This is a genomic window from Sorangium sp. So ce117 (assembly GCF_051524395.1).
Lineage (GTDB): Bacteria > Myxococcota_A > Polyangia > Polyangiales > Polyangiaceae > Sorangium > Sorangium cellulosum_B.
The window spans coordinates 675082-688163 of record NZ_CP150309.1; the positions used below are offsets into that span (position 1 = coordinate 675082).

At 70.9% G+C, this 13082-nt stretch carries 10 protein-coding genes; 7 read left to right on the plus strand and 3 right to left on the minus strand.

Translation table 11 applies throughout. From position 1 onward, the window contains the following. The first annotated feature begins 137 nt into the window (after positions 1-137). Complete coding sequence (locus tag WMF46_RS02585; RefSeq protein ID WP_437984136.1) at positions 138-1847, plus strand: serine/threonine protein kinase; 1710 nt, start codon at positions 138-140, stop codon at positions 1845-1847. Positions 1848-1946: 99 nt separating this feature from the next. Then, positions 1947-4136 (plus strand): bifunctional alpha,alpha-trehalose-phosphate synthase (UDP-forming)/trehalose-phosphatase, encoded by a 2190-nt coding sequence (locus tag WMF46_RS02590; RefSeq protein ID WP_437984137.1) that lies wholly within the window; start codon positions 1947-1949, stop codon positions 4134-4136. A 16-nt stretch (positions 4137-4152) separates the two neighbouring features. Here WMF46_RS02590 and WMF46_RS02595 read toward each other — a convergent pair whose 3' ends face one another. Continuing rightward, entirely contained in the window at positions 4153-5865 is a 1713-nt protein-coding gene (locus tag WMF46_RS02595; protein WP_437984138.1) for a right-handed parallel beta-helix repeat-containing protein, read from the minus strand. A gap of 178 nt (positions 5866-6043) precedes the next feature. Here WMF46_RS02595 and WMF46_RS02600 point away from each other — a divergent pair, with 178 nt between their 5' ends. Both WMF46_RS02600 and mgtE read left to right on the plus strand, forming a co-directional pair. Further along, a complete protein-coding gene (locus WMF46_RS02600) occupies positions 6044-6823 on the plus strand; it encodes a Maf family protein (protein WP_437984139.1) in 780 nt (259 codons plus the stop codon). A 409-nt stretch (positions 6824-7232) separates the two neighbouring features. Continuing rightward, positions 7233-8567: a magnesium transporter gene (gene mgtE / locus WMF46_RS02605; RefSeq protein ID WP_437984140.1), complete on the plus strand. Its 1335-nt coding sequence runs from the start codon at positions 7233-7235 to the stop codon at positions 8565-8567. A 78-nt stretch (positions 8568-8645) separates the two neighbouring features. Here mgtE and WMF46_RS02610 read toward each other — a convergent pair whose 3' ends face one another. Next, positions 8646-9251 carry a hypothetical protein gene (locus WMF46_RS02610; RefSeq protein WP_437715422.1) on the minus strand — a complete coding sequence of 202 codons (606 nt, stop codon included), beginning with the start codon at positions 9249-9251 and terminating at the stop codon, positions 8646-8648. Positions 9252-9565: 314 nt separating this feature from the next. On the opposite strand from WMF46_RS02610, the gene WMF46_RS02615 reads away from it, so the two are divergent. From WMF46_RS02615 to purU, 3 genes are all read left to right on the plus strand, one after another. After that, the gene (locus WMF46_RS02615; RefSeq protein WP_012233127.1) at positions 9566-9871 is read left to right on the plus strand and encodes a hypothetical protein; all 306 of its coding nucleotides are present in this window, start codon (positions 9566-9568) and stop codon (positions 9869-9871) included. A 122-nt stretch (positions 9872-9993) separates the two neighbouring features. After that, a complete protein-coding gene (locus tag WMF46_RS02620; RefSeq protein WP_012233128.1) occupies positions 9994-10731 on the plus strand; it encodes a histidine phosphatase family protein in 738 nt (245 codons plus the stop codon). A gap of 93 nt (positions 10732-10824) precedes the next feature. Beyond that, the gene (purU, locus tag WMF46_RS02625) at positions 10825-11730 is read left to right on the plus strand and encodes a formyltetrahydrofolate deformylase (protein ID WP_437906858.1); all 906 of its coding nucleotides are present in this window, start codon (positions 10825-10827) and stop codon (positions 11728-11730) included. Positions 11731-12020: 290 nt separating this feature from the next. On the opposite strand, the gene WMF46_RS02630 is transcribed toward purU, so the two are convergent. Beyond that, positions 12021-12731 (minus strand): hypothetical protein, encoded by a 711-nt coding sequence (locus tag WMF46_RS02630; protein ID WP_437984141.1) that lies wholly within the window; start codon positions 12729-12731, stop codon positions 12021-12023. Positions 12732-13082 lie beyond the last annotated feature (351 nt).

Consider the following 13082-nt stretch of genomic DNA (forward strand, 5'->3'; position numbering starts at 1 on the left):
CTTCCGTTTAGACTGCCCCGACGGCCCCACGCGCCGACGCTCCCCACGATCATGAGGTCCAGGCTCACGCATCGCGAGGCATCGTCACCGAGGGGAGGGCTCGCCCGCGCCCGCACGGGGAAGGCGACGGAGTTCATATGAGTGGTGCCAACGAAAACGTCGTCGATGAAGTAGCGCGCAGCGAGCCGATCGATCCGTTGCTCGGAAAGGTGCTCAACGGAAAGTTCAAGATCCTTTCCCAGCTCGCGACCGGCGGCATGGGCACGATCTATCGCGGCGAGCAGCTCCCGCTCGGGCGCCAGGTGGCGATCAAGGTCTTGATCCCCAACCAGGCCTCGCGGCAGCTCGACCCGAACTTCCACAAGCGCTTCTTCCTCGAGGCGAGCATCCTCGCGCGCCTCCAGCACCCGAACATCGTCACCGTCTTCGACTACGGCCGCATCGAGGCCGACGATCAGGAGCGGTTCTTCATGGCGATGGAGTTCCTCGAGGGCGAGACGCTCTTCCGGCGCGTGCGCCGGCAGGGGCGCCTGCCGCCGCCCGAGGCGATGCGCATCGCGCGGCAGATCGCGCGCGGGCTGCGCGAGGCGCACAAGCACGGCGTCGTCCACCGCGACCTCAAGCCGTCGAACGTCATGCTCGTCTCCAACGAGGACGCGGAGGAGGCGGTCAAGATCCTCGACTTCGGCCTCGTGAAGCAGCTCGGCGACGACTCGGAGGAGCTCACGCAGCAGGGCGCGTTCCTGGGCTCGCCCCGCTTCATGTCGCCGGAGCAGATCTCGCACGGCAAGGTCGATCTCAGGACCGACATCTACTCGCTCGGCGTCATCCTCTACCAGATGCTCTGCGGGAAGGTCCCGTTCGAGTCCGAGAAGTCCATCCAGATCCTGATGGCGCACCTCCAGCAGCCGGTGCCGCGCATGAAGGAGCGGAACCCGGACGTCGACATCCCGGAGCCGCTCGAGGCGCTCGTGATGCGCTGTCTCGCGAAGGATCCGGACGGCCGGCCCGCGACGATGGACGCCCTCATCCAGGGCCTCGGCGAGTGCGCCCGCGGCATGGGCGTGACGACCGCGTTCGGCGGCACGCAGATCACCTCGTTCGAGTCGCTGCCCGGCGTGCAGATCTCGTCGCGTTCGTCCACGGTGCAAGCGCTCAAGGACGCGGTGACGCTCCCGGCGCCGTCGAGTGATGACGATCCGAGCGGCCGCACCTCCGGCGTCGGCTCGGGCCCGGGCGCCGCCTCGACCGCGGCGGGCGCGTCCAAGGGCGCGACCGGCGCGCACGAGGCCCCCTCCGGCGGCGGGCGCAAGGCGGTGATCCTCGCCGCCATCGGCGCGGTCGTCGTGGCGGCGGGCGCGTTCATGCTGACCCGCAAGCCCGCGCAGACCGAGGCCGCCACGCCCGAGGTCGCGACCGCTCCAACGACGACGCCCGCGGCGACCGGCACGCCCGGCGATCACAAGGGCGCGCCCTCGTTCATGCTGATCATCGAGTCGATCCCGCCGGGCGCCGACGTCCTGGAGGACGGGAAATCGCTCGGGCAGACGCCGCTCCAGCTCTCGATCGCGAACGAGGAGGTGCGCGCGTCGCCTCGCCGGCTGACCCTGCAGAAGGAAGGCTTCCAGCCCTACTCCATCGTCCAGGGGCCGTCGGAGATGTCCGTGCAGACCGTCGCGCGGCTCGCGCAGGTGGCCGCGCCTGCGAAGACCGAGGACGCGCCGTCGAACACGAGCTCGGGCGGCCGGCGAAACTGGGGCCGGCCCGTTCGCCCCGCAGCGCCCACGGCCACGTCGAAGCCCAATCCTCCGGAGAACACGGCGCCGTCGATCCGGATCGACCGGTAGCGATCAGGGCGCGCCCGACGAACACCATCGGCTAGCCCCTGATTTCACCGCGCCCCAAGGGCGTGGTGCAGGGGCCATGCGCTAGCTTCCTGGCCGCGCATGTCCCGCCTGCTCATCGTCTCGAACCGCCTTCCGGTGACCGTCCACGCCGATCAGGGGGACGTCTCCGTCGTCCCCTCGGCGGGCGGCCTCGTGACCGCGCTCCGGGGCCCTCACGAGCGCCACGGCGGCCTCTGGCTCGGATGGCCGGGCGACCTCGCGCGCCTCACCGAGGAGCAGCGCCGAGAGGTCGAGGATCGGCTCGAGCAGCTCGGCGCGGTCCCGGTGCACCTCACCTCGGCCGAGGTGAGCCGTTACTACGACGGCTTCTCGAACGGCGTCCTGTGGCCGCTGTTCCACTACCTCGTCGAGAAGTTGCACCTCGACGCCCGGCACGACTGGGAGAGCTACCGCGAGGTGAACGAGCGCTTCGCCGAGGCCATCGTCGCCCGGTACAGGCCGGGCGACAGGGTGTGGATCCACGACTACCAGCTCACGCTCGTGCCGGCGATGCTGCGGAGGCGCATCCCCGACGCGCGGATCGGCTTCTTCCTGCACATCCCTTTCCCCGCGGCCGAGGTCTTCCGGATCCTGCCCTGGCGGGAGCAGGTGCTGCGCGGCATGCTCGGCGCCGACGTCGTCGGGTTTCACACGACGGCCTATCGCTACCACTTCGTCTACTCCGCCGCGCGCGTGCTCGGGCTCGATCCCGACCTGGAGACGCTCGCGTACGAGGGGCGGCGGGTGCGGCTCGGCGCCTATCCGGTCAGCATCGACGTCGACGAGTTCGTGCGGCTCGCGCGGGACGAGGAGGTCCGCGCCGAGGCGCGGCGCATCCGCGAGAGCGCCCAGGGCCGGAAGATCGTGCTCGGCGTCGATCGGCTCGACTACACGAAGGGCATCCCGCGGCGCATGCTCGCCATCGAGCGCTTCCTGGAGCGCGAGCCCGAGCTCCGGAGCAAGGTCCGGTTCATCCAGCTCGCGGTGCCGACGCGCGAGAGCGTCGACGCCTACGCCGAGTTCCGGCGCGTCGTGAACGAGCTCGTCGGCCGCATCAACGGCAGCTACGGGACGCTCGACGATGTCCCCATCCACTTCCTGCACCGGTCGATGCCCATGGCCGGGGTCGTCGCGCTCTACCTCGCGGCCGACGTGATGATGGTGACGCCGCTGCGCGACGGGATGAACCTCGTCTGCAAGGAGTACGTGGCCTCGCGGCTCGACGACACCGGCGCGCTCGTGCTGAGCGAGTTCGCGGGCGCGGCCGCCGAGCTGATCGAGGCGCTCCTGGTGAACCCGCACGACATCGACGCGGTGGCGTCGACGATCCAGCGGGCGCTCGTCATGTCGCCGTCCGAGCAGCGCGTCCGGATGCAGGCGCTCCGGCGCCGCGTCGTGACGCACGACGCGCACCGCTGGTCGCACCGCTTCCTGAACGATCTCGAGCGCGCGGGCGGCGCCCCGCCCGCGGTGGGGGCCGTCCGGCGGCCGGAAGGCGCGCCCCGGGGGAGCACGATCGCAAGCGCGCGCAGCGCGCCGTCGCTGATCGTGATGCTCGACTACGACGGCACGCTGGTCCCCCTCGAGGCCATGCCCGAGCTCGCTCAGCCGGACGAGGCGCTCGTCACCGAGCTGCGCGAGCTCGCGGCGCGCCCGCGGACGCAGGTGCACGTGGTGAGCGGCCGGCCGCGCGAGGACCTCGAGCGGTGGCTGGGCGAGCTGCCCATCAGCCTCCACGCGGAGCACGGGTTCTTCTCCCGCGCCGCGCCCGGAGAGCCCTGGGTCGCGCTCCGCGAGGCCGCGCTCGGCTGGAAGCCGAGGGTCCGCGACGTCCTCCAGGGCTTCGTCGACCGCACGGCGGGCAGCTTCATCGAGGAGAAGATGGTCTCGATCGCGTGGCACTACCGGGCCGCCGACCCGGAGCTCGCCAGCCAGACGGCCCGCGAGGTGCCCCTGGAGCTCGGCGAGGCGCTGCGCGAGCACGATCTCGAGCTCATCCCGGGCCGGAAGGTGCTGGAGGTGCGGCTCCGCGGGGTCAACAAGGGGGTGATCGTGCCGCGGGTGCTCGCCACGATGGGGCCCGACGCGGTGGTGATCGCGCTCGGCGACGACAGGACCGACGAGGATCTGTTCGCGGCGCTCCCCCCGACCGCGCTCACGATCCACGTGGGCGGCGGGGAGAGCTCCGCGGCGTTTCAGCTGCCCGACCCGGCCTCGGCGCGTCGCTTGCTGCGCGCGCTCATCGCCTGAGGGCTCGCGCTGCGGCTCACGCCCTGGGGCGGCGACCGCGCCGCCGGAGGGCGGCGCCGAGGAGCGCCGCCGCCCCGGCGAGGAAAGCCCCCGAGCCGGCGACCGGGCCACCCGCGAGCGCCCCGCCGACGCTGCACGCGCTGGCGTGGGCGCCGCGCGGAGCGTCCGCGCTCCCCTGCGCGGCCTCGGAGCACGCAGCGGCGCGCGCTGCGGTGTCGTCGCCGTCCGCGGCGCAGTCGCCGGCGGACGCGTCGCTTTCCGCGTCGGCGTCGCTGGCATCGCCGTCGTCGGTGTCGCTGGCGTCCGCCTCACCGTCGCTCGGGGCGGCATCGCCGTCGACGGTCCACCCCTCCTCTGCGGCTCTGCCGTCGCTGTCGTCGAGGTCCCGATCGCTGTCCGCGGCCCTCATGGTGAGCGCCGCGAGGCCGGAGCCGGACTCGTAGGCTCCGATGTCGATCGCGCCAGCGACCGACCGCAGCAGCGGTCCGCTGGCCGTGCGCACGCCCCTCCTGGGCGAGGACTGCGGCGCGGTGAGCGGCTTCGGGAACGGGTACCCTGCCGGGCTCGGCGTCGCGCTGGAGCCGGCGTTGACGAGCGGGCTGTTCGACGCCGGGCGGAGGTCCAGCGAGCTGAGGTTGGCGAAGCCGGGGTCGGTGCCCTGCACCGTGCCCGTCCACGCCGCGGGGGTGGCCGAGGAGCCGGTGGGCACCCAGTTGTTCGCGCCCGAGATCAACGCCGTTCCGGTCTTCCAGGTCGCGCTCCTGTCGACATAGACCTCCACGCCGCCGCCGCCGCGCCGATAGAACACGTTGTTGCTCATCTCGACGCTCTCGATCCCGTCGAACATCCTGATCGCCGGCCGCGACCCGGGGGCGAGCAGGAAGGTGTTGTTGACGAACCGGAAGCGACCCCACGTCTGCCCCGTGCCGTCGCCCCCGACGCGCACGGCGAAGTGCTGGCCGGTCTTGACGATGACATTGCCGACGACGTCGGAGTCCTCGCGCGCGAGCCCCTCGTCCTGGCCGTCCGGCCCGATCAGCTCGAGCTCGTGGTATTTCGCGCCCTCGATCCAGTTGTAATAGATCTCGTTCCGCTCCGCGCGGCTCTTCACGCTGTTGCCGCCATTGCCGTCGTGCACATAGCAGTGCCGCATGCGGAACACCGAGCCGAGGCGCGTCTCCTCGTCGGTCGCGATGTAGATGGGGTGCCTGGTGTCGCCCGAGCCGCAGGCATAGACCTCGACGTACTCCAGCGTGAGGGAGCCCGACTCGGAGTCGGCGCCGAGGATCCCGTGCCCGGCGCAGTCGTGCACCACCGAGTCGCGGATCGTGATGTCGTGCGCTTTGTTGAACACGCAGCGGCCCGAGCCGCCGGTGATGTCGAAGCCTTCGAAGGTATAGTGATTGCCTGCGAAGATCACGGTGTTCGTCCCCCCCGATAGGACAGGGCGGCGGCCGTTCACGCGAACGCCGCGGATCGTGATCTTCTGCGCCTCGGTGCCCGACTTCTTGAAGAACAGATCCCCCGGATAGGTCGCGTCGCCCTCGACCAGAACCACATCCCCGGCAGCGAGGCGAGGGGCGACCTCCGCGAGGCTCGCATAAGGCTTGCCCCGCCCCACCTCGTACGTCGCTGCGCTCGCCGGCGAGGCGGCGAGCAGCACGGAGAGCCCGATGCCCGGCGCGACGAGAGAGAGTGTGACGAGGTGCCTTGTGTTGAGTTGCTGCATTGGCGTACTGTCGCGTGCTGTAGAGTCCGAGTGCAAGCTGCTTTTTAATGAAATGCATGATGGGTAATTCAGGCGACACCTGACGGCAGGAATTCCTGCCGCTATTCCCGTGTCCACAGCGGCTGTCACCATTGCTGAAAATCCGTGGCGTCTGCCATTTCTCGATAAATTTTGGTAAATGAAAGCAAATCGGTGCGAACGCCGCGAAGAGCGTGAAGAGCAGGGTTGCGCGGGTGAAGCGCGGGAGGAGCGGGAGGAGCGCGAGGGGCTGGAGGAGCGCGAGGGGCGAGGCGGGCGGTTCCTCTCGGCGCGCGCGTCGTTCCGTGCCATGGAGCCCACCATGTTCCCGGTTGTCCTCGCCTCCACGTCGCCCTTCCGGAGGGCGCTCCTCGATCGCCTCGGGCTCGCGTACGAGGCCGTCGCGCCGGCGTTCGAGGAGATCGCGCCCGAGGGGATGTCGCCCCTCGCGTGCGCCCGCCTCTTCGCGGAGGCGAAGGCGCTGAGCCTCGCGCCCGCGCGGGAAGGCGCCCTGATCATCGGCGCCGATCAGGCGCTCGAGCTCGATGGGGAGCTCCTCCGCAAGCCGGCCTCGCTCGACGAGGCGGCAGACCAGCTCGGGCGGCTCGCGGGGCGCGTCCACGCGCTCCACACCGCCGTCGCGGTGCACGCGCCGCCGGGGGTGCCGCTCGCGGCCGGCGAGCCGCGGACGCTGGCCGAGATCGTCACGGTGGAGCTCCGCGTCCGCCCGCTCGACCGCGCGCAGATCCGCCGCTACGTCGAGCTGGATCGGCCGATCGGCAGCGCGGGAGGATACCTCTTCGAGAAGCACGGACCGTGGCTGTTCGACGACGTGCGCCACGCCGACGAGGCGGCCATCGTGGGGCTGCCGCTCGTCCCGCTCTGCCGCCTCCTGCGCCGCTTCGGAGTCGATCTGCTCGATCCGCCCGCGCGCGCGTGAGCGCAGACGTGCGCGCAGACGTGCGCGCAGACGTGCGCGCAGACGTGCGCGCAGACGTCAGAGAGAGCGCCGGCTGGCTCCACGCAGGCCAGAGAAAGAGCCTGCATCCTCGGAGAGACGGTAGGTTCCCGCCAAAACGTGCCATTGCGCGTCGGCGCGATGCGAGCACCTGAAAGAAGCCCGAGGGAGCCAGGAATATGCCGGCTGCTCCAGGCGCTTCGCTGTCTGACGGCGCAGGCGGGGGGCTGCGGCGCTGTGTGCGCGCCGGGGCATCCAGGGAGGGGCGGCCGTGGCGCGCGCGTTGCTAATCGTGGTTCCAGGGTCGAGCCTGCCGCTGGGCCCTCACGAATGAGCATCTTCTGCCGGGCGACGCCGACGGGGCGGGCCAGGCGCTCGACGAGGTGAGGCGATGATGGAACGCCCGCCCTTCAACGCGGCCGAGGCGCTCACGGCGGCTGATCTTACGCTGTCCTGGTCGGCCCTGCAGAACGAGGAGCGGGTGCAGGCCTATCGCCGCCTGCGGCGCGAGGAGGCGGAGGATTTCTTCGAGGGTCTCCCCACGGCCGACCAGGCCGCGCTCCTCGCGGGCCTCACGAGGGGCGAACGCAGGCTATGGCTCCGCCTGCTCGCGCCCGACGACGTGGCGGACCTCCTCCTCGAGGTGTCGCCGGCCGACCAGGCGGAGCTCCTCTCCTTGCTGGACGAGCCGACGCGGCGCGAGGTGATCGCGCTCCTCGCGTACGCCGAGGACGAGGCCGGCGGGCTCATGAGCCCGTGGTTCGCGCGCGTGCGGCCGGAGGCGACGGTCGACCAGGCGATCAGCTATCTCAAGCGGCAGGCCAGGGATCACCTCGAGACCATCTACTACGGTTATGTGCTCGACGCCGAGCAGCGGCTGCGCGGCGTGGTGTCGCTCCGGCAGCTCATGATCGCCCCCGGCGACCGGCGCGTCAGCGACGTCATGAAGACCGACGTCGTGTCGGTCAACGAGGACGCCGACCAGGAGGCGGTGGCGCGGACCTTCGCGGAGCACGATCTCGTGGCGATACCCGTCGTCGACAGCGAGGGTCGGATGAAGGGGATCGTCACGGCGGACGACATCGTGGACGTCGTGGAAGAGGAGGCGACCGAGGACATCCAGAAGCTCGGCGGCATGCAGGCGCTCGACGCGCCCTACCTCCGGACCCCCCTCTCCAGGATGCTCGGCAAGCGCGCGGGCTGGCTGTCCGCCCTGTTCGTGGGCGAGCTGCTCACCGCCACGGCGATGGGGCACTACGAGAGCGAGATCGCCCGCGCCGTCGTGCTCGCCCTCTTCGTGCCGCTCATCATCTCGAGCGGGGGCAACTCCGGCTCTCAGGCGACGACGCTGGTCATCCGGGCGATGGCGCTCGGCGAGATCCGGCTCGCCGACTTCTGGCGCGTCAGCCGCCGGGAGCTCGCGTCGGGCCTCGCGCTCGGCGGGATCCTCGGCGCCATCGGCTTCGCGCGCGTCATCGCCTGGGAGAAGCTCTTCGGGGCCTATGGCCCGCACTACGCGCTCCTCGCCCTGGCCGTCGCGATCAGCCTGGTCGGCGTCGTGACCTGGGGCACGCTGGCGGGGGCGCTCCTGCCGTTCGTGCTCCGGGCGCTCCGCTTCGACCCGGCGAGCGCCTCGGCCCCGTTCGTCGCGACCCTCGTCGACGTCTCCGGCCTCGTGATCTACTTCAGCGTGGCCGAGCTCCTGCTCCGCGGGGTGCTGCTGTGAAGCGGGCGAGCGCCCCCCGCGCACTTCCCTGGGGCTTCCCCGAAGCGCGCGGCCGGGGAGAGCCCCGGCCGCAGGGGCCTAGGGGCTGACGCGCGACGCGAGGTAGCGCGCCACATACGCGCCGAGCACGCGCGCGTCCTCGCGCCAGCGGCCGCCGGGCTTCAGCTTGTCCGCGTCCGCGGAGCTCAGGTTCGTGTTCGGGATGGGCGACGCCGTGCGGCTCGAGAACTGGACCTCATCGAGCACCCGGCCGTCCGGCGTCGTGAGCCGGAGCGTCAGCCGGATCTGGCTCGGGGCCGAGGAGACGACCGCGTAGAAGCCTGGATTCATGTAGCCGACATAGGGCTTGATCACGAACGGCGCCGACGTGTGGCCGTCGGACGGCGCGACCTCGATGCCCTCTTCCTGGGCGGCGGCGACCAGGGCCTTCGTGAACTCCTCGTTGATGGTCTCCTTGTCCTCCACGAAGCGCTGGTGATCGTCGGCGTCCTTGCCGGCGAGGTACTGGTCCTCGCGCTGGTCGAGGATGAAGAGGCCCACGTAGTCGATGGGCATCAGGGCGAAATACCGCTGGCCGACGAACGTGTCGGGGCTCGCCTGGGTCACGACGCGCCAGCGCGGCCCGCACCCGGCGAGGGCCGCGAAGCCGAGCAGCGCGGCCGCGATGAAGCTGCGACGGTGCATGAAAGTCTCCTTCAGAGGGCCCGCCTTGTAGGCCATGTCCGAGCGAGCTGGCAAGGGCGGCGCAGCGCGCCGCGCCCGGGCGGGCCGGTCCGGCGCGCCGCGCCCAGGCGGCGGCGGCCCGCGCGGCCCTCCGACCCGGACGGGGCAGGCGGCCGCGCATTCGATCGATGGCGCGCGCGGGCTCGCCCCGCGCTCGCGCGCTGTGCAATGGGCGGACATGACCGGAGCTGGCCTGTCGAATGCATGTTGGATTCGACAGCTGCAATGGCCACCTCGCACGAGGGTGCCTTTCTATCGACGTTGGAGGTAAACCCATGATCCCGAATTTCGTGGCCGGTCTCTTCAGCATTTTTCCCATCTTGGTGCTCCCGTTGCTCGGCGTCGATCCGCCGGAGGACGCGGGTGGCAGCGGCTCGCAGGTGGGCGAGGGCTCCGAGCTGGAGATCCCAGGCTTGCCCGGGGAGGGCGCCTCGCGGTTCGTCTATTCGATCTCCTGCATCGAGGGCAGCACCGGAAAGAAGACCTTCCTGACGGAGGACGACTTCTGCAGCGCCCTGCGCGACGAGCAGGTCTGCTCCGAGAGCGCGGCCATCTTCGCGCTCTTCCACGGCTGTCCCTGAGCGCCCGCGCGGCGGCGGTACAAACCCTTGACATTCGAGGGGGGCCTTGCTCTTCCTAGCGAGCGCGGACCGCCCCGCGCGGCCCTCCCCCCACAAGGTCGCGCGCCTCGGAGGCTCAGATCGTGACGAACCTCTATCTCATCCGGCATGGAGAAGCGCTGGTCAACGTGAACCATATCGTGGGCGGGATGCGCGGGGACACCGGGCTGACGCAGCTCGGCGTGCTCCAGGCGGAGCGCCTGCGCGATCGCCTGGCCGCGACGCGCGAGATCCCCGCCGACGTCCTGATCGCCAGCACCTATCGCCGGGCGCAGCAGACGGCCGAGATCGTCGCTCCCGCCCTGGGGCTGCCCGTCACGCTCGACGACGAGGTGCAGGAGCTCCGCCCCGGCGAGGCGGACGGGATGCCGGTCGGCGAGGCGATGGTGCGCTACGCGATCGATTTCGAGCGCGAGCCGTACCGGCCGGCGAGCCCCGGTGGAGAGAGCTGGGCTCAGTTCATGCTGCGGGTCTCCGTCGCCCTCGATCGCGTCACCCGTGAGCACGAGGGGCGGACGATCGTCGTCGTCACCCACGGCGGCTTCATCGACGTCGCGTTCCTCCACTTCTTCAGGATGAACGCGCTCGCCTTCCCGAGCGCGCACTTCGCCACCCGCCACACCTCGCTCACCCACTGGCAGCGAAGGCGGCGCTGGGGTCGGGCCGAGGCCTGGCACCTCATCTATTACAACGACAGCGCGCACCTGCGCGACGTCGAGCGGACCGTGCGCATCCCCTGGGCGGAGCTCTCCACGCTGGCGCCGAGGCTCGTGGATGATCCGTCTGGGCCGCCGTCCTCCGAGAGCGGCGAGGGGCGCTAGCACGCCCGGCCAGGCAGCCTGGCGGACAGGCTGCCGCCCGCCCGCGGTCCCTCCCGGCCCTCGCGCTTGCGCCTCCGCCTCGGGGCGAGCTACATGACCCGTATGACGGGTCCCGTTCACGCAACCTTCCTCATCGCCGCTCCCGACCAGCCCGGTCTCGTCGCGCGACTCGCGGGGTTCTTCTACGACATCGGCCTGAACATCATCGACGCGAGCAATCACACCGATGCGTTCATGGACGAGGGCCCGCGCTTCTTCATGCGTCTCGTCGTCGATCTGTCCGGCCTCGCCTCGCCGGCCGCCGTCGCCGCCCTGGGCGGCTCGGCCACCCGCGGCGCGATCGAGGCCGCCTTTCGCGAGCTCGCCGCGTCGCTCTCGGCGCGATGGTCGGTGGAATACAGCGATCACGTCCCGAAGATGGCGATCCTCGTCACCAGGGATCCTGCGTGCCTCTACGATCTGGTGCTCCGGCAGCGCGCGGGCGAGCTTCGCTGCGAGATCCCGCTCGTGATCTCCAACCACCCCACGCTCGAGGCGGTGGCCGAGAGCTTTCGAATCCCTTTCTTCTGCATCCCGATCACCCCGGAGACCAAGCGCGAGCAGGAGCGTCAGGTGCTTCACCTGCTGAAGAGGCACCATGTCGATCTCGTCGTGCTGGCGCGGTACATGCAAATCCTCTCCGAGCAGATGCTCGATGAGGCGCCGCCCGTCATCAACATCCACCATGGGTTCCTGCCCGCGTTCCAGGGCGCGAAGCCTTACCACCAGGCGCACGCGCGCGGCGTGAAGCTCATCGGCGCGACGGCGCATTATGCGACGCGGGACCTGGATCAGGGGCCGATCATCGAGCAGGACGTGGCGCGCGTGAATCACCAGATGGGCCCCGAGGAGATGACCCGGATGGGGCGTGACGTGGAGCGGCTCGTCCTCTCTCGCGCCGTCCGGGCGCACCTGGAGCGGCGGGTCATCGTCGAAGGCCGCCGCACCGTCGTCTTTTAGAGCGGCGGTCGCCCGCTTCGGATACGGGCCCACCTCGGCGTTTTCGGTGCTCAGCGCACCAGAGTGCGCTTGCGCGCCGAAAACGCCGATCTGGGCCCGTCTCCTGTGCGGGAGACCGCCGCTCTGCGGCTCTGCTCTGGAGGGTGCAGAGGGGGCGGAGAGCGCTGTAGATCTCCAGACAATGCCCCGACCGACCTGGCAGTCGGGGCAACCTGGGCGATCGAGCGCGGGTGAAGTGCGCGCGCCCGGGCGTGCTCTCCTGGGAGCCCCACGAGCGCGCGCGCGAGGCGTTACGGCCGGCCCTGCTGGCCGGGCGCGGTGATCTGGCCCGTGACGGAGGGCCCGATCTGCCCAATGACGGAGGGCCCGATCTGCCCGGCGACGGAAGGCCCGATCTGCCCGGCGACGGAGGGCCCGATCTGCCCGGCGACGGCCGACTGGCCAAGGCCGGCCTGCTGACCAGCATAGCCCTGCATACCCTGGCTGGATTGCTGGCCGGCATATCCGCCGAACCCGGCCTTGGACGGCATCTGGGCCTGGCCGGGGAACATCCCGGCCTGGCTCGGCACGAGCGCGCCCTTGCCAGGGAACACCTCACCCTTGCTGGGCCCGAGCGCGCCCTTGCTCGGTCCGAGCGCGCCCTTGCTGGGGAACATCTCACCCTTGCTCGGGCCGAGCGCGCCCTTGCTGGGGAACATCTGGCCTTTGCTCGGGCCGAGCGCGCCCTTGCTGGGGAACATCCCGCCCTTGCTCGGGCCGAGCGCGCCCTTGCTGGGGAACATCTGGCCCTTGCTCGGGCCCATCTGGGCCTGTCCGGGCGCGAGCTGCGCCGCGCCCATCCCCAGGTATCCGCCTCGCTCCTCCTCCAACGCTTGCTCGACGGCCCCGATCTCGTCGTCACCGAGATCGCTCTGATCGAGGTCCGCGTCGTCCGTATTCACCGCACAACCGGCGGCCAGAGCAGCCAAAAGAAATGCAGGCACCAGCATCTTGCTATGCATCGACATGATCGTTTCCCCCCGATGTCCGCGAGGGCCCACCAGGCCCAGACATCTCGGCTCACCGCAGAGCAGAGTGTGTGCCCGGCGGAGCTGTGCAGACGTTTCCGCTCCCGGCGTGCTTGACGTCCGCGAGGGCATCAATGCAGCGCGCTCGCGCGATCGGCGCCCCGCAGCGGAGCCCGCGCGATCCGGGCTGAGCGGATCGTCGAGGAGCGCTCGTTGCCCTTTTCTCCGGCGAAAGGACGTGTCGGGTCCAGCCAGGGCGCACCGGCGGCCCGGCGCGCCCGGTGAAGCCCTGACGGCAGGGCGCGCTGCGCTGGTGGCCCCGTCCTGCTCAGGACGCTCCGGGGT

Excerpts from the sequence above, each read along its gene's own strand:
- mgtE (WP_437984140.1), top strand. The coding sequence starts at position 7,233 with ATGATGGAACGCCCGCCCTTCAACGCGGCCGAGGCGCTCACGGCGGCT.
- WMF46_RS02630 (WP_437984141.1), bottom strand. The coding sequence starts at position 12,731 with ATGCATAGCAAGATGCTGGTGCCTGCATTTCTTTTGGCTGCTCTGGCC.
- WMF46_RS02600 (WP_437984139.1), top strand. The coding sequence starts at position 6,044 with ATGAAAGCAAATCGGTGCGAACGCCGCGAAGAGCGTGAAGAGCAGGGT.
- WMF46_RS02615 (WP_012233127.1), top strand. The coding sequence starts at position 9,566 with ATGATCCCGAATTTCGTGGCCGGTCTCTTCAGCATTTTTCCCATCTTG.
- WMF46_RS02595 (WP_437984138.1), bottom strand. The coding sequence starts at position 5,865 with ATGCAGCAACTCAACACAAGGCACCTCGTCACACTCTCTCTCGTCGCG.
- purU (WP_437906858.1), top strand. The coding sequence starts at position 10,825 with ATGACCCGTATGACGGGTCCCGTTCACGCAACCTTCCTCATCGCCGCT.
- WMF46_RS02610 (WP_437715422.1), bottom strand. The coding sequence starts at position 9,251 with ATGCACCGTCGCAGCTTCATCGCGGCCGCGCTGCTCGGCTTCGCGGCC.
- WMF46_RS02590 (WP_437984137.1), top strand. The coding sequence starts at position 1,947 with ATGTCCCGCCTGCTCATCGTCTCGAACCGCCTTCCGGTGACCGTCCAC.
- WMF46_RS02585 (WP_437984136.1), top strand. The coding sequence starts at position 138 with ATGAGTGGTGCCAACGAAAACGTCGTCGATGAAGTAGCGCGCAGCGAG.